The 14852-nt window shown below is 62.1% G+C and carries 17 protein-coding genes; 2 read left to right on the top strand and 15 right to left on the bottom strand.

Annotation, left to right across the window (positions count from 1 at the left end; all coding sequences use genetic code 11):
* The first annotated feature begins 6 nt into the window (after nt 1-6).
* Together VOI22_RS00175 and VOI22_RS00170 are read left to right on the top strand one after the other, a co-directional pair.
* Nucleotides 7-876 carry a dioxygenase gene (locus VOI22_RS00175; RefSeq protein ID WP_323794584.1) on the top strand — a complete coding sequence of 290 codons (870 nt, stop codon included), beginning with the start codon at nt 7-9 and terminating at the stop codon, nt 874-876.
* Nucleotides 877-887: 11 nt separating this feature from the next.
* A complete protein-coding gene (locus VOI22_RS00170; protein ID WP_323794583.1) occupies nt 888-1532 on the top strand; it encodes a malonic semialdehyde reductase in 645 nt (214 codons plus the stop codon).
* A gap of 409 nt (nt 1533-1941) precedes the next feature.
* Here VOI22_RS00170 and VOI22_RS00165 read toward each other — a convergent pair whose 3' ends face one another.
* From VOI22_RS00165 to VOI22_RS00095, 15 genes are all read right to left on the bottom strand, one after another.
* Nucleotides 1942-2256: an antibiotic biosynthesis monooxygenase family protein gene (locus VOI22_RS00165; protein ID WP_193171738.1), complete on the bottom strand. Its 315-nt coding sequence runs from the start codon at nt 2254-2256 to the stop codon at nt 1942-1944.
* Between the two features lie 56 nt (nt 2257-2312).
* A complete protein-coding gene (locus tag VOI22_RS00160) occupies nt 2313-3113 on the bottom strand; it encodes a heme ABC transporter ATP-binding protein (RefSeq protein ID WP_323794582.1) in 801 nt (266 codons plus the stop codon).
* Entirely contained in the window at nt 3106-4170 is a 1065-nt protein-coding gene (locus VOI22_RS00155; RefSeq protein WP_323794581.1) for an iron ABC transporter permease, read from the bottom strand. Before VOI22_RS00155 ends, VOI22_RS00160 begins: the two co-directional genes overlap by 8 nt.
* 5 nt (nt 4171-4175) lie before the next feature.
* Nucleotides 4176-5018, bottom strand: a complete 843-nt coding sequence (locus tag VOI22_RS00150) for a heme/hemin ABC transporter substrate-binding protein (RefSeq protein WP_323794580.1) — start codon at nt 5016-5018, stop codon at nt 4176-4178.
* Nucleotides 5015-6082, bottom strand: coding sequence for a hemin-degrading factor (locus tag VOI22_RS00145; RefSeq protein ID WP_323794579.1), 1068 nt, complete (start codon nt 6080-6082; stop codon nt 5015-5017). The genes VOI22_RS00150 and VOI22_RS00145 overlap by 4 nt, the downstream gene beginning before the upstream one ends.
* A 34-nt stretch (nt 6083-6116) precedes the next feature.
* Nucleotides 6117-8132 carry a TonB-dependent receptor domain-containing protein gene (locus tag VOI22_RS00140; protein ID WP_323794578.1) on the bottom strand — a complete coding sequence of 672 codons (2016 nt, stop codon included), beginning with the start codon at nt 8130-8132 and terminating at the stop codon, nt 6117-6119.
* Nucleotides 8133-8230: 98 nt separating this feature from the next.
* Nucleotides 8231-8422: a hemin uptake protein HemP gene (gene hemP, locus VOI22_RS00135; protein WP_323794577.1), complete on the bottom strand. Its 192-nt coding sequence runs from the start codon at nt 8420-8422 to the stop codon at nt 8231-8233.
* Between the two features lie 162 nt (nt 8423-8584).
* On the bottom strand, nt 8585-9637 hold the full coding sequence (locus VOI22_RS00130; RefSeq protein WP_323794576.1) for a TonB family protein: 1053 nt from the start codon (nt 9635-9637) through the stop codon (nt 8585-8587).
* Complete coding sequence (locus VOI22_RS00125) at nt 9634-10035, bottom strand: biopolymer transporter ExbD (protein WP_323794575.1); 402 nt, start codon at nt 10033-10035, stop codon at nt 9634-9636. The genes VOI22_RS00130 and VOI22_RS00125 overlap by 4 nt, the downstream gene beginning before the upstream one ends.
* Before the next feature lie 4 nt (nt 10036-10039).
* A complete protein-coding gene (locus tag VOI22_RS00120) occupies nt 10040-10447 on the bottom strand; it encodes a biopolymer transporter ExbD (protein ID WP_323794574.1) in 408 nt (135 codons plus the stop codon).
* Between the two features lie 7 nt (nt 10448-10454).
* Entirely contained in the window at nt 10455-11147 is a 693-nt protein-coding gene (locus VOI22_RS00115; RefSeq protein WP_323794573.1) for a MotA/TolQ/ExbB proton channel family protein, read from the bottom strand.
* A gap of 51 nt (nt 11148-11198) precedes the next feature.
* Nucleotides 11199-11642, bottom strand: coding sequence for a hypothetical protein (locus VOI22_RS00110; protein WP_323794572.1), 444 nt, complete (start codon nt 11640-11642; stop codon nt 11199-11201).
* A gap of 154 nt (nt 11643-11796) precedes the next feature.
* On the bottom strand, nt 11797-12360 hold the full coding sequence (locus VOI22_RS00105; RefSeq protein ID WP_323794571.1) for a maleylpyruvate isomerase N-terminal domain-containing protein: 564 nt from the start codon (nt 12358-12360) through the stop codon (nt 11797-11799).
* Nucleotides 12361-12384: 24 nt separating this feature from the next.
* Nucleotides 12385-13491 carry a cupin domain-containing protein gene (locus VOI22_RS00100; protein WP_323794570.1) on the bottom strand — a complete coding sequence of 369 codons (1107 nt, stop codon included), beginning with the start codon at nt 13489-13491 and terminating at the stop codon, nt 12385-12387.
* Between the two features lie 59 nt (nt 13492-13550).
* The gene (locus VOI22_RS00095) at nt 13551-14735 is read right to left on the bottom strand and encodes a 3-hydroxybenzoate 6-monooxygenase (protein WP_323794569.1); all 1185 of its coding nucleotides are present in this window, start codon (nt 14733-14735) and stop codon (nt 13551-13553) included.
* Nucleotides 14736-14852 lie beyond the last annotated feature (117 nt).

The following is a 14852-nucleotide window of genomic DNA, read 5'->3' as shown; positions in this document are numbered from 1 at the left end:
ACCCCCATGAGAAATGTCGACAAAAAAACCATCACCCAGGCCTTCATGAATTATTGCGCGGCCGACACTGAGCCCAGACTGCGCTTAATCCTCGAGCGGCTGGTGCATCACCTGCACGCCTTCGCGAAGGAAACGGAGCTCACGCATGAGGAATGGCGCAAGGGGATCGAGCTGCTGACGCGCACCGGAGACATTACGGACGAACATCGCAACGAGTTCGTACTGTTCTCCGACCTGTTCGGCCTCTCCTCGCTGGTCGACATGATCCACTCGGCCGGCGATGCCACTCCGTCCAGCGTGCTTGGGCCGTTCCATGTACTCGGCGCGCCGTTGCTCCCGGTCGGCGGCGATCTCATCCAGGAAAATGAAGGCGACCCGCTCGTCGTCAGCGGACGCGTGAAGAACGCAAAAGGACAGATTCTTGCCGGAGCGGAACTCGAAATATGGCAGACCGCGGCCAATGCACTCTATTCCAGCCAGGACGAGAACCAGTCAGAGTACAACCTGCGCGCCCGCCAGGTTGTCGGCGAGGACGGCCGCTACTGTTTCTCGACCGTCCGTCCCGTGCCCTACGAGGTTCCGACCGACGGTCCGGGCGGCGAGTTGCTGCGCGCGACCGGCCGGCATGCCTGGCGTCCTTCTCACCTCCACATCATCGTCAAGGCAGACGGCCATCGCAGCCTCGTCACGGAGCTGTTCCCGGACGACGACCCCTACCTCGACGAGGACGCGGTATTCGGTGTCCGGGAAGGAATTGTCATGCATTACGAGCTGCATGACTCCCGGGACGATTTGCCTGACGACCTCGCGATCGGCGAGACCATCGCCACGCCCTACCTGATGGTCGATTTCGATTTTGTGCTCGCAGACGCGTAAAAGGACGATAGATGACAAACGAGATCAAGGCGGCCCAGGAAGAGGTCGCGGTACTTCGGTCACGGATCTCCACCCTCGGCGCCGACGGGATCGACCTCCTCTTCCGCAAGGCGCGCTCACATAACAAATGGACCGACGCGCCGATCACGGACGATCAGATCAGGCGGCTCTATGAGCTCGTGCGTATGGGGCCGACCGCAAACAATGGATGCCCCGCACGTTACCTCTTCATTCGGACCGGCGAGAACAAGGCGAAGCTGGCAGAATGTGTCGCCCCGGGCAACAAGCCGAAGGTCCTGAGCGCGCCGGTGACCGCGATCATTGGATATGACACGGCCTACTACGAGAATTTCGATCGGCTGTTTCCGCACAAGCCGGAATACAAGGACATGTTCGCGTCGGATCCGAAAAAGGCCGAAGCGGCCGCCTTCCGCAACAGTTCCCTGCAAGGCGCCTATCTCATACTGGCGGCTCGCGCGCTCGGCCTAGATACCGGGCCGATGTCCGGCTTCGACAATGCCGCGGTGGACAAAGCGTTCTTCGCGGAGACCACGATCCGCTCCAACTTCCTATGCTGCCTCGGCACTGCCGACCTGACCGGCCTGTTCCAGCGCCTGCCAAGACTGCAGTTTGACGAGGTATGTGAACTCTTGTAACGCCGAAACCACGACACCTGACTTTTCATATTCGCGAGACCTGAGCCCCGCAAACACCTCCATATTTGAATAGAGTTCTTCATCTGATTGAAGTGCTCCCGAACATGCCCACACTTGGGGCTAGGCTTTTCGGGACATGATCAGCATCACGGACTGGCTGCGTGGGCCGATTTCATATGCGGGCCGAGACCTAGTTCCCAATCAAGCCGGGCGGCCGCGTTGGATCGTGTCCGCTGACGCGTGATCAACAACCTGAGTGAACCAATCTGGAATTTCTGAATGACCGCTTTGGGTCGGAAGCCGTCATCCGCAACATTTCCCGTTTCACGGGACTCAATCCCCCCACATAAAAGCGCCGGCCCCATCCGGGACCGGCGCTCCATACATCTCACACCTGGTGCAGAGCTGATCAGAGCTTCTGCACCGTCTCGAAACCTTCGAACTGCGGGTGGCCCTGATAAAGGGGTTTCCGGTCGGCGTTGCCTGCGTTGGCGTGGGCCTTGCGGAAATGGTCGGATTTTGTCCAGGCGACGAAGGCGTCGTGGTCCTTCCAGAGCGTGTGCGAGGCGTACAGCGTGTGGTCTTCGGCTTCGGGGCCCTTGAGCAGGCGGAACTCGACGAAGCCGGGCACCTGGTCGAGCTGGGAGTCGCGGGTCTTCCAGACGGTCTCGAAATCCTCTTCCGAGCCCTTGGTGACCTTGAAGCGGTTCATGGCGATATACATTCTGTCTCTCCTTGGTTTTTTTTTAAACGTATCGGGTTTCTAAGCTTCCGGTGCTTCTAAAGCTCCGGGTTGGCATGCGCGTCCGGGCCATAGACGGGGAGGATGCGCGGCGCCTGTCCGTCCTCCCGTTCAACGGCGATTTCCGTCTCATAGATGGCACTCAGACGGTCGGCTGTGAAGATCTCCGCCCCCGGCCCGTCCGCGACCATGCGTCCGTCATGCATCAGCGCCACCCGGTCGGCGAAGGCGGCGGCGAGGTTCAGGTCGTGCAGCACCACCAGCACCCCCGCCCCCTCGCGGGCCACCCTGCGGGCGATGCGCATGGTGGTGATCTGGTGCGCGATGTCGAGGCTCGATGTCGGCTCGTCCAGCATCAGATAGCCTGTGTCCGGATTATCGGAAGCGGCGAGCTGTACGAGCACCCGGGCCAGATGGGCCCGGTGGCGCTGGCCGCCGGAGAGGATCTGGCAATTGTCGCCGATCCGGTCGGCCAGGCCAACGGAATGCAGTTTCCTGGAAATCAGCGCGTCGGCCTGCTCCGGCGGCACGTCGCGCGGGATGGAAAGCGCCAGCAACTCACCCACGCTGAACCCGGCGGAGAGCGACGGCGATTGCTCCAGCACCGCCCGGCGGCGGGCCAGCTCCGCCGGCGGCAGCCCCGTGATGATCGCACCCTCAATGAAGACCTGCCCGCGTTCGGGCTGAAAGTCGCCTGCCATGGCGGCGAGCAGGGTCGATTTGCCGGCCCCGTTCGGGCCGCACAGGGCGACCAGCTCGCCCGGCCGGACCCGCAGGCTCACGTCGCGCAGCACGGTCGTCTTGCCGAAGCTGACGGTGACCCCCTGGGCTTCAAGCATTGCCGCCTCCCTTTTTCATCCGGCGCATCAGCAGCCAGAGAAAGAACGGGCCGCCAATCATGCTGGTGGCGAGCCCGATAGGCGGCTCGCTTGGCGGGACCGCGAGCCGGACCCCGAGATCGGCGCCGAGAATGAGAGCGCCGCCGATCAGGGCGGCTGCCGGCAGCACATGCCGGTGCGCCGGGCCGACGATCAGCCGGGCCATATGCGGCGCCACCAGCCCAATGAAGCCGATCGGCCCCGCGGCCGCCGTGACAGCGCCGACCGAGAGCGCGGTCAGTAGCGCGATGCGGCGCTTTTGCCGCTCGATATCGACCCCGGCATGAAAGGCCGCCCGCTCACCAAGCTGGAACAGGTCAAGGGTCCGCCCCATGCGGAGCAGGAACAGCCCGGACAGCACGGCGACCGCCGAGGTCACCGTCACCGTCATCCAGTTGCCCGACGCGATGGAACCCATCGACCAGAAGGTCAGATCCCGGAGCTGCTGATCGTCGCTGATAAAGACCATGGCGCCAATCAGCGCCCCGGCGATGGCGTTCACCGCGACCCCGGCGAGGATCAGCATGGCGATATTGGTGCCACCACCCCGGCTGGAGAAGGAGAAGACAAAACCAGTCACGAGGATACTGCCGATAAAGGCGCCGAGCGGCAGGGCATAGGGCCGAACCAAGGCCGGCAGATCGCCGATGAAGAAGTTACCGAGAACGATGACGCCGACAGCGCCGACCGCAGCGCCCGCGGTGACGCCGATCAATCCCGGATCGGCCAATGGATTGCGCAGCACGCCCTGCAAGGCGCAACCGGACAGCGCGAGGCCAATGCCGACGGCAAGGCCGAGCACCATGCGGGGCAACCGGATCTGCAACAGGATCGCCGTCGGACCGCGCTCCCCCTCACCGATCAGAACGGCGAACAAATCGGACGGTCCCAGCCGCACCGGGCCCAGGGCAACCTCGGCAAGAGCCATCAGAACGACCAGCGCCACAAGCGTGCCGAACAATGGCCTGCGCCCGAAAACACCAGCCACCCGCTGCGGCAGCACCGTCGAGAACGCCATCCCCGTCAGCCGCCCTGCAGGGCCGTCGCAAACGCCCGGACCGCTTCCGGCAGGCGCGGACCGAAGCTGAGTAGCAAGATGCCTTCCATGGCAACGAAGCGCCGGTTCTTGCCGGCCGGTGTGAGCTTGAATTCCGGGCGCGAGAGCATGACGTCTACGCCTCCCATCCGGTTTACCGTCTGGGACATCATCAGGAGCACTTCCGGCGCGGCGGTGATGATCGCCTCCTGGGACATGGGCTTGTAGCCCTCGAATTCAGTTACAGCGTTCACACCGCCGGACAATGCGATGACCGCGTCTGCGGACGTCCCCGTTCCGCCGACTAGCGGCGCCCCGTTGGCTGTATTCAGAACGAAGATGACGCGCGGCGTCTCCGTGTTCGCCTTTGCGAGTTCGAGCGCAGCCTTCATGTCATTTTCGAGCTTGAGGGCGAGTGCTTCGGCTTCTTCCTGCATCTCGAGGACCTTGCCGACGAAGCGGATTTTCTCCTGCACCCCGGCCACAGAGTCGCCATTCGGCGCAAGCTCGACCCGCAGGCCGGCCGCGCGCAACTGTTCGACAGCGGGTGGCGGCCCGGCATCATGGGCAGCGATCAAAAGATCGGGCTGGAGCGAGAGAATGCCCTCGGCCGCCAGCCGCCGAATGTAGCCGATCTGTTCCTTGCCCGCCGCCTCGGCCGGGTAATTGGATGTGCTGTCCACGGCGATCACCCGGTCGCCCGCACCAAGCTGATAGATGATCTCGGTAATGTCCCCTCCTGCAGAGACAATACGCTGCGGCTCCGCCGCGCTGGCATCGCCAGATGCGAGCAGAGAGATCGCGAGCAGGAATGCAGTAAGAAACCTCATGCCGCCACTCCCTCGACATATCCGTTGATCAGCGAAAGCCAGGCTTCCGGCTCCTCTTCGCCCTCTCCCCGGACCGGGAAGAACTGGCAGATCACCGTGCCGTCGGCCGCGAAACAGTCGAGCGAGGTAATATTCAGGCCCTTTTCGGTCGAGGTCTTGCAGACCGCGTAGCAGGCGTCGATCGCCTCGTCCTTCAGATGCAGATTGAAACGTGGGTCGAGAATGTTCAGCCAGCCGGCGGCGCGCTTGATGCGCTGGACCGGGCCGGAATGAACCTGGATGCATCCGGGGCCGCGCACGAAGCACATGATTGGCAGCCCGCTCTCGGCGACGCTGTGCAGCATCTTCTCGACAGCGCTGACCGGAACCGGATTGGCAAAATCGCTCCCCGCCAGCCGCAAGGCCTGCTGCCGGCCAATACCGAGCTCGGCCAGCATCCGGGTAAACTGGTGCCCGTTCCCGAGTTTGCTCCAGCGTGACCGCAGATCCTCGGCATCGATCTGATCGTCGGGACGTTCCGCCTTGGGCGCGTCGGGTGCCTCGAACTGCAGCGGCTCCGGCGTCAGGTTGGTGAAATCGCGCGTCAGTGCGACGAACCTGTCCATATCGGTCCCGCCGACCGCATAGATCTTGAAGGCGGCGGCACCTGTTTTGTCGAAAAATTGCAATGAGTGGCGTGTGAGTTTCGGAGACTCGTCGGTCACGTAGAAACCCGTCTTCCACTGCGCGAGAAACATCCGGAGATCGATTTCCTTGCCGAAGGCCGAGCCCATATGGGTGTTGAACCGCATGTTCTCGAACGTTCCGGTCTTCTCGTGCACGCAATGATCGTTGCGGGTGAGGACCATGACGTCGCCGACCTCGGGCATGCGCTCAATAAGGCCGACGACGTCCATACCGGAGACCGACAATCGGCGGACACTGCCATCGCGCTCTCTCGCCTCCAGAAGGGCCGCCTCGGGAACACCGAGTTCCTCGGCTGCTGCCCGCGCACGGACAAATCCCTGCTCTTCCTTCATGCGGTTGAGCTCAACCAGCAATTCTTCCGCCGATCTGGTCGTCATTATCGTCTCCTGTTTTATGCGCGGGGTTCAGCGATCAGAACTGATGAGCCAGCGTGATACGGAAGGTCCGGCCGGCGCCATTGTCGCCGGACAGATGCTCGCGATAGGTCTTGTCGAGAAGATTCTCGATGCCGAAGCGGAACTCGGAGTTTTGCAGGACGCCTTCATCCGGCTTCCAGCTGGCAAAGAGGTTGTGCACCGTGTAGCCGGAGGTCGGCAGCGTGGTGCCGGAAACCTTGTCCTGGCCCGCCGCCATGACACCGCGCCAACCGAAATCGACGTTGTAGTCAGGCACCCGGCCGCCAACGGTCAGGACGAGTTCGTCCGCCGGGATGGAATTGAGGTCAGTATCGGCTTCCTTGTTCTCGCCCCGGATCGCTGTGTAGGCGGCGCGGGTAAAGAAATAGGTGGACTGATAAGATGCCTCGAATTCAAGGCCGACAATTTCAGCCTCGCCGACATTGTAATAGACTGAGCGGGTATTCTCGCGCTCGATCAGGTCCTTGATGTCGTTTTGAAAGACCGTCGCCTTTGCAGTGAAGGCATCGTTCGCAAGAGCGACATCGCGGAAGGAGGCCGCGACACCACCTTCGATATTGAAGGATCTCTCCGGATCGAGATTAAGATTGCCGCTTGTCGTGTCAAAGACCTCGTCGAGGACCGGCATACGCTCTGTATAAGCAGCGGAACCGAAAACACCCCAGTTCGGCGTCAGCTGATAGTGAGCCGCGAGTTTCGGCGAGAAAGCCGTGTTCTCGACACTCTCGCTCACGCTCAGATTACCCGCCGGAGTGAGCTCGGTGTAGTCGACGCGGACGCCCGGAATAATGGTCAGCTTGTCCCAGAGGACGAGCTCGTTCTGGACATAGGCGCCGTATTGCGCGCTTTCACCACCCGGGTGGAACGATATGCTGCCGGACGGATTCGTGCTGGACGTCGGCTGATCCGCTGTCCGGGTCTGGAACGCGTAGCTGACACCGGTGATGAGATAGTTCTCATAATTGTCACCGGTGAATGCCGCTGTGTTCTCGGCCCGTGCCTGCCATGTCTCGTAGGCGTAGAACGTGTCCTGGAAGAGCGCGGAGGTGCTGATGTCTTTCAGTGTGGAATTATACTGATCGACTTCCGTATTCGAGTAGGAACCGAAGAGCTCCAGATCGATCAACGGGTTGCTGCTCGGCTGGTAGTTATAACTCAGCACACCTGTCTGGTCGGTAACGTCACGGTCGATATTGCCGAACTGGACTGATGTATTGGTCTGCGCGTAATCGTCGTTCTTGTCCTCAGTCATCCAGTGCTGGTAGGACGCGCGGAGCTTGTGCTCCATATCGGGGCCGAACTGGTACGTTCCTTTGAGCAGACCGGACGGTGCCTCGAAATCGGAGCCGGTGACCGCATTGCCGTCTCCATCCTCATATTCACCTGCGCGCCGGTAGTTAAAGGCGCCGAGCAGATCAAGGCCTTTAACCGGCCGCGCGGCGGCAATACTGGATGTCAGAAATCCGGACTCGTTGCTCTGAAACTCGAACTTCTGGCGAAAGCCGAATTTATCGTCGCCTTCCAGATAATCGGCCGCGTCCTTGGTGGTCACATCGATAACCCCGCCAAGCGCACCGGCACCGTAAAGGGTCGAGGATGCCGGGCCACGCAGCACTTCAATTGCCTTGAAGAGCTCTGGATCGGCAAAGAAAGAACCCATCCGGTACTGTTCATGGAACTTGGTGGCGCCGTCGACCCGCACAATCAGCCGGTTCTCGTCCGAAGCCCCAAGCGCGCCGATGCCGCGGATGTTGAAGCTTTCACCGAGCACACGCTCCGATCCGATCGCCTTGACGCCAGGCAGATCTGTCAGCACGTCGCCGATTGTGGTCGGCTGGGCTGCTTCCAGATCTTCCTGGTCCACGACGGACACGGATTGCGGCGTCTCGATCGCCACTTTCTCTTTACCCGCTGAAATTACAATCCGGTCAAGTTGAGTGGCCTCGCCGGCATGGGCGGACGACACCACAGCGGTGGCGATGGTCGCCGCCGCAGCAATAGCTAAACGCATTCAAAAACCTCTTCGTCAGGTCGCTGCTGTTAGCTGCCTAGCGAAGGGCTGGGTGGCTACTCTCTGTCTAAGCCGGAGAAACCCTCCGGCGGGTCTGTTCACTTCGTGAGGATCAACTTGTTGTTGTTGGTCACACGCAGTCTGTATTCGGAACCGTTGAACAGCAGGAATACCTCCCGGTTATCTCCCATCAGATCACTGACGAGAATGCGGTTCCTCTCATTTGAAATGGTTGAGTCCGCGTCGGGTAATGGTGCTTCGTTCGGCTCGTCCGAGGGTGTCCCCGCCAACAACTCGGCTCCTCCAGTAAGAATGTCACGAACGCATGGCGGCCCTCCGCCAGACGTTATGATGTCTGTCATAAACGATGCGTCTTGCAAATACAAATGCAAATCATTCTCATTAGTAAAAACATATGCGGACAGAAACTGGCCCGAACCACACGGGTCTTTTTATCGAAGATTGTATTCTATGGAGGTGGTGAAATCGAAGGTCGCCCCGACAATCTCAGGCGGCATCGCCGGCATCGGATCGGCCCTTTTCAGGAGATCCAACAGAGCCTCGTCCAGAACCTTCCGGCCGGAACTCTTCACGATGGAGCGTTTCATGATGCTGCCCGAACGGTCGATCTGGAAGCTGAACGCGACTGTGCCTTCATAGCGCCGCAGCCGGGCCGCGCGAGGGTACTTCTTGTGCCGTTCAAGCCAGCTCTGGATTGTCGCGAAATAGGACTTCCGAGCTCCGGCGACGCCGCCACCGCCAGAGGAAGCCTGGGTCTGACCAGGTCCCGCGGCTAGATTCGGCGCCGAGGAAGCGATGTCGAACACTCCGCTCCCCTTCTTTTTCTGCGCGTCCAACACCTTGTCCGCCAACACCGCGTCGGCTTTAGGCTGTTTCGGAGCAGCCTCCACCGGCTTCGCCTCGACAACCTTGGTCTCAACGGGCTTCACCAGTTTGACCGGGCGTGGCTGTTTGACTGTCTCGACCGATTTTACCGGCGGCTCCGGGCGCGTTACCGGCAAGGGCGGCGGCTGAACAGCGGCCGTCACAGTCTCCACCGGAACAATTTCGGCAGCTTCAGCCACTTCGGTTTCCTGCGGGACAGGTTCCGCCACGGGCTCGGTGGTTTCCACGGGTTCAGGCTCAACGAGCTCGGCCTCGACCATCTCGACGGGTTCGGCCAGGGGCGTTTCCGTCACTTCCGTTACCGGTGTGTCCGGCGGAGGGGGCGCAACGGTCTGCTCCATTACCTCCTCCATAGCCTCTCCGTCCGGCGCGCCGCTCGCTTCGGCTGCGGAAATGTTCTCGGCAACCGTCTGGGCCGTGACCCCGCCGGCATCCCCCATCATCACGACAAGGCCGCCTTCGCCCGTATCCGCACTGCTGGTCGCAGAAACCTCGAAAGCCACGAAGGACAGAACGGCCAGGCCATGCAGCGCAAGTGCGGCAGCAAATCCGGCGATCACCGCGGATGAGGAGCCGCGCCGTTCGACGATCGCGTTCATGACGCCCCCGTCGCCAGCAACCCGAGCTCCTTGAGCCCGACCGCCCGAAGCTCCTCGATCAGGGCAATAACCATTGCCGCATCGCTCTGCGCATCGGCTTTCAATTTCAGGCGTCCGTCCGGGTGCTCCGCGAAGTAAGTCTTGAGGTGACCGACCACATCGGCCCGCTCAAGAATTTCATCTTCAAAGGATAGCCGCCCGTCCGCCGCGACCAGCAAGACCGCGGTGGTGTCATCCGGCTGACCCGAATTCGCGGTCTCCGGCGGTGTGATGTCCAGCAGCTCGGCTTTTTCAAGCGCGCCCGCCAGCATGAAGAAAATCAGCAGCAGAAAAACGACATTGATCAGCGGCAGGACATTTTCGGCCGCGGATTTCTTCTTGGGTTTGATAAGCCGCATTGCCTCAGCGCTCCGCCCGGCTCGCAAGGGTCACGTCGGTCAACCCTTTCTCAGCCGCCAGATCCACGGTCTTGACCACGGCCTGAACCGGCACGCCGGTCTCTGCCTCAATCACAATGCGCGGCTTCGGGTCGCGCCCGGCCAGGGCTTGCAGCCGGTCGGCGAACTGCGCCCGGCTCATTCGCTCTCCGGAGACCCGGAAGTCTCCGTCAGCGCGCAGCTTCACCAGCACGGAGCCCTCGGAAGCAGCCCCTGCAGCATTTCCGAGTTTGGCGGTTTTCACGCCGATGGCACGCCAGTCGAGGAAACTCGAGGCCAACATGAAAAAGATGAGGAGAATAAAGACGACGTCAATCAGCGGCGTGAGACTGATCTCCGCCGAGGGGCGACGGCGCCCGGCACTGAGCCGCATGATGGTCTCACTCCGCGCCTTGAAGCGCGACTTCCACAATCGCGTTCGCCGTCTCTATCCGGCGCGCCGGTCCCGGCGCTGCAGTAAAGATCTGCGTCGCCGCGTCTTCCATGGCGCGTCCCGCACGTTCGACGATACCGTCGACCAGTTGATGCGCGGCGGTCGCGGGAATGGCGACGACCAGACCGGCAGCCGTGGTCAGCAACGCAACCCAGATACCGCCAGAGAGGATCGAGGGGTCGACCTTGCTGCCCGCATTCTCAAGCGCCTTGAAGGCGTCGATCATGCCGATGACGGTACCGAGCAGCCCGATCAACGGGCTCAGCATGGCGATGGCCGACAGCAGACGCAGGCCGGACGACAGCCGGTCCATGAACAGTCCGGCGACCCGTTCCACCTCTTCCCTCGCCTCGGCGTCGGAAACATCCCGGTTGCGCCGGAGCTGCATGGCGTAGCGGGCAATCGCCGCCGCCGGATGCGAGCCGTCTTCAAGCAGGTCGAGCGCGGCCTTGGCATGGCCGGAACGCCACATCGCCAGGGCCTCGTCCCGCTCGCGGCCGCTCCACAGGCGCAGCATCAGGAACTGCACCATCTTCGACGCGAATACGGTCGTCGCCACCACGGACATGATCGCGAGCAGATACATGATCGGTCCGCCTGCATCCATGAAGCCCATGATCTCTTCGATCGCTGCCGTCATTGACTTTCTCCTGCCGCCATTTGGGCGAACGCTGCCGCCAGGCGCATAGGGTTATTGCGTAAAGGGCACTGCCGCCCGGGATGCCGTCTGCAGACTGTCCGCGCAGAGGCCCGGCGCGACTGCCGCGCTCCCGCCCTCGCACGTCCTCACGCCATTCATCAGAACCCGCCCGACATTGCCGCAGTCGATATCCTTCAGATCGAACAGCTTCACCCGTGTGTGCTCGGTATGGATCGGGCCCATATCGGCGATCACGCGGCGGACGACGATGCCGTCCACATCGAAAGCGACGAAATCGAGCTTCACTTTTTCAAGATTTTTTCCTGTCGTGTTGTTCACGACCCAGGTGGTACGGCAGTCCCCGCCCACGCTCTCGACCTTGTTCAGCTCGAGAAGCAGGCGCTTTTCCGCCATATCCGTCGCGAGTGCGGGTACGGAAATCGCCACCACCACAAGCGCGGAGAGCGCCGCTTTGAAAAGACGCGCCAATCCCATGAGCCTACCTTCACGGACAAAATATTATTGCGAGTCATTCGCATTATTGACTTGAGAATTAGGTACAGGAACGACATGCCCATTGCAACCACTGTCATGGTGCTTCTCGGCAACAATAACGGCTGGTTTTTTGCCCTAATTCGGCAGTGGTGGCTTAAGAGCCGCGCAACTGCGGGGGAAGATCGCGCGCGGCCCCGCCGTTTCCGAGCGCGAGCGCGCGCTGCCAGATTTCTCGCGCCCGCAGCATCGGCAACTCCCGCAACCTTATGGCGCTGCCGTCGAGTGCCCCGACGATCGCGTCCCACTGCGCGTCTTCCAGATCACGCCACACCACATTCAGATGTACTGCGGAGTGGGTAAAAAGATGGCGTAACGCCTGAGCCGGCAATGTCGCGCCAAGCTCGATCTCGGCATCGCGTTCTGCTGGCGAGGCATACATTGGCGTCTCGATGCCCGTCCGCCCCCAATCGACAAGCCGGGTCAGTCCCCGGGCGTGATAGCCGATATGGGCGACCAGATGCCGCCGGGTCCAGCCCGGCACCAAAGACGGTGCGTCAAGCTCACGGTCGGTCAGTTCGTTCAGCCTGCGGGCAAAATAGGCCGTTCCCCGCCGGGCGAGGACAAGATCCTCCGCCGGGGCCGACGACGCGTCATACCGGGCACCAGCCCCGAGCCGGGCCCGCAATGCGGCGCGTTCCGCCTCCAGAGAGTCGCTCATTCCCGCCCCCGACTCCAGAACCGATCAGTCCTGCACGCCTTCGATCTTGGTGCGGGCGAAATTCAGCCGCTCCATGATCGGGGCATCGGAGAAGCGGAACAGATCAAAGCGGGTTTCCGCCTGCAATGACCACTGGATCCAGGACGGCACCACGAACATGTCGCCCTTCTCCAGCTTGTGTTCGACACCGTTCATCACCACCGCGCCAGTCCCCTCGAATACCTGGAAGACGGAGGAGCCGACCTCGCGGCGCGGCCGCGTCTCGGTCCCTTCACGCAAGCGGTGGAACTGGGTGCGGATGGTCGGCATCACGTCCCGGCCCGTCGTCGGGTTGACGTAGCGGATGGCCGCATGACCCGGCTCGACCGTCGCCGGTTGCCCCTCATCCTCCAGCAGAAGCTGCTCAGTCAGGGCGCGGTCGGTGAATTCCCAGCGATAGGCGCCGATCGGCGTACTCACCGTGTCCTGCAGGCCGGAGAGCGGACGCAGCCCCGGGTGGCACCAGAGCCGCTCACCCTGGGAGAAATCAGGCGTCGCATAATCCGTCACCGTGTCGGAGCCGAACTCGAAGAAACCGACATCGTTGTGCTGGGAGAACGGGATATCCAAACCGTCGATCCATGTCATCGGCTTGTCGGTGACATTGTGATGGCCGTGGAAATGCCAGCCCGGCGTCAGCAGCAGATCACCCCGGCTCATCCGCACCGGATCGCCGTTCACCACCGTCCAGACCCCCTCACCCTCGACAACGAAGCGGAAAGCGTTCTGGGCATGCCTATGTTCCGGTGCGGTTTCTTTCGGACCGAGATACTGGATCGCCGCCCACAGCGTCGGGCTGACATAGGCATTGCCGCCCAGCCCCGGATTGGCGAGCCCGATGGCCCTGCGCTCCCCGCCGCGCCCGACCGGCACCAACTCGCCCGACTTCTCCGCCAGCGGCAGCAGCTTCGACCATTTCCAGACATGCGGCACGGCCTTCGGTTTCGGATGCATAGGCATCAGATCGCCAAGCTGGGTCCAGAGCGGCATCAGATGCTCGTCCTCGAACCCCTTGTAGAGTGCGCGCAGCTCCGGGCTGTCGTCCGGCTGCATGGCATGCGCGACGTTCGAATGATCCTGTTCTGCGCTCATCTCTTCTTCCTCCTCCGTTCGTGTCGCGGCCGGCCATCGTTACTTCCGGGGGGCCGCGCTCAGTTCTGTAATCCGTTAGAGCCGTACAGCCAGTGCAGGCGATCATACCATTCGGCGGGCGTCCGGCTGGACAGCACCTTATTGCGCGCCGCCGCCAAGGCGCCGTCCGGGTGATAGACATAATCGCCGATCAGCCGGCTGCCGACTTGCACCCGCGCGGTGCGGGCGATGCGTTGCTGCTGATAGCTGTTGAGTACGGCTTCGATATCGCCGTCCCCGCGCTTCATGGTCTCCGCGAGGCAGACCGCGTCCTCCATCGCCATGCAGGCGCCTTGGGCGAAATATTGCAGCATCGGGTGCGCGGCGTCGCCGAGCAGGGCGACCCGGCCATCGACCCAATTGTCCACCGGATCCCGGTCGCACAACACCCAGAGCTTCCAGTTATCGCCATGCTCGATGATCTGCCGGGCGCGCGGATGGACATGCTCGAAACCTTGCGCGACCTCGTCCTTGGAGACCGGGCGGCCGGAAATCGCTTCCTGCAGATCCCGGTGATAGGTCACGACCAGATTGAAGACCTTCCAGCCCTTCAGCGGGTAATGAACGATATGGCATTTCGGCCCGGCCCAGAGCGTTGCAGCGTTCCAGCGCAGATCCTCCGGCATCTGTTCGGTCGGAATGACGGAGCGATAGGTGGTGTGTCCGGAAATGCGCGGCGCCCCGTCCCCGACGAGTTGAGCCCGTACAGGTGAGTGCAGCCCCTCGGCACCGATCAGTGCGCTGCTGGTAATTGGATTGCGGCCATCCAGCAACAGCGTGACGCTGTTTCCATCCTGCTCATAGCCGGTCGCCTTGTGGCTCGTCCTGAGCTCCACCAGCGGACTGGCAACACAATAATCCAGCAGCGCCTTGTGTAGGTCTGCCCGGTGGACCACGGCATATGGGTTGCCCATGTGGCGGCGAAAATCCTCGCCCAGCGGCACCTGGGCGATCTCCTCGGCGGTCTGCGCGTCCATCAGGCGGAGCGCGTCGATATAGACCGCCTGCGCCCGCGCCTCGTCGCCAATGCCGAGATAGTCGAAGGAATGAAAACCGTTCGGGCCGATCTGGATCCCGGCGCCGATCTCGCCCAACTCAGCCGCCTGCTCAAGCACGAGCGAGGGGAAGCCGTTCTGCGCGAGCCCGGCAGCAGCCGCAAGGCCGCCAATGCCGCCACCGGCAATGAGTATGGGTCGGTCCACCATGTATCCTCCCTGCCCAAGCCGTCTTGCCGCAGCCGTTCCTGATCAAAGGCATTCTTCAGACGCCAACAGAATACCTGTTGCATCAAAAGGTCAAGTTGATAAGCATACTTACTATAT

Origin of the sequence: Nisaea sp., assembly GCF_034670185.1 — a bacterium.
GTDB lineage: Bacteria > Pseudomonadota > Alphaproteobacteria > Thalassobaculales > Thalassobaculaceae > Nisaea.
Note: the sequence above shows the minus strand (reverse complement) of the source record. Positions and strands in the feature narration are given on the sequence as shown.

Bases quoted from the DNA above. Each gene is read 5' to 3' on its own strand.
- VOI22_RS00105 (WP_323794571.1), bottom strand. From the start codon at position 12,360: ATGAGCGACTCTCTGGAGGCGGAACGCGCCGCATTGCGGGCCCGGCTC.
- VOI22_RS00100 (WP_323794570.1), bottom strand. From the start codon at position 13,491: ATGAGCGCAGAACAGGATCATTCGAACGTCGCGCATGCCATGCAGCCG.
- VOI22_RS00125 (WP_323794575.1), bottom strand. From the start codon at position 10,035: ATGCGGCTTATCAAACCCAAGAAGAAATCCGCGGCCGAAAATGTCCTG.
- VOI22_RS00095 (WP_323794569.1), bottom strand. From the start codon at position 14,735: ATGGTGGACCGACCCATACTCATTGCCGGTGGCGGCATTGGCGGCCTT.
- VOI22_RS00145 (WP_323794579.1), bottom strand. From the start codon at position 6,082: ATGACGACCAGATCGGCGGAAGAATTGCTGGTTGAGCTCAACCGCATG.
- VOI22_RS00170 (WP_323794583.1), top strand. From the start codon at position 888: ATGACAAACGAGATCAAGGCGGCCCAGGAAGAGGTCGCGGTACTTCGG.
- VOI22_RS00175 (WP_323794584.1), top strand. From the start codon at position 7: ATGAGAAATGTCGACAAAAAAACCATCACCCAGGCCTTCATGAATTAT.
- VOI22_RS00120 (WP_323794574.1), bottom strand. From the start codon at position 10,447: ATGCGGCTCAGTGCCGGGCGCCGTCGCCCCTCGGCGGAGATCAGTCTC.
- VOI22_RS00140 (WP_323794578.1), bottom strand. From the start codon at position 8,132: ATGCGTTTAGCTATTGCTGCGGCGGCGACCATCGCCACCGCTGTGGTG.
- VOI22_RS00155 (WP_323794581.1), bottom strand. From the start codon at position 4,170: ATGGCGTTCTCGACGGTGCTGCCGCAGCGGGTGGCTGGTGTTTTCGGG.
- VOI22_RS00115 (WP_323794573.1), bottom strand. From the start codon at position 11,147: ATGACGGCAGCGATCGAAGAGATCATGGGCTTCATGGATGCAGGCGGA.
- VOI22_RS00165 (WP_193171738.1), bottom strand. From the start codon at position 2,256: ATGTATATCGCCATGAACCGCTTCAAGGTCACCAAGGGCTCGGAAGAG.
- VOI22_RS00160 (WP_323794582.1), bottom strand. From the start codon at position 3,113: ATGCTTGAAGCCCAGGGGGTCACCGTCAGCTTCGGCAAGACGACCGTG.
- VOI22_RS00130 (WP_323794576.1), bottom strand. From the start codon at position 9,637: ATGAACGCGATCGTCGAACGGCGCGGCTCCTCATCCGCGGTGATCGCC.
- VOI22_RS00110 (WP_323794572.1), bottom strand. From the start codon at position 11,642: ATGGGATTGGCGCGTCTTTTCAAAGCGGCGCTCTCCGCGCTTGTGGTG.
- VOI22_RS00150 (WP_323794580.1), bottom strand. From the start codon at position 5,018: ATGAGGTTTCTTACTGCATTCCTGCTCGCGATCTCTCTGCTCGCATCT.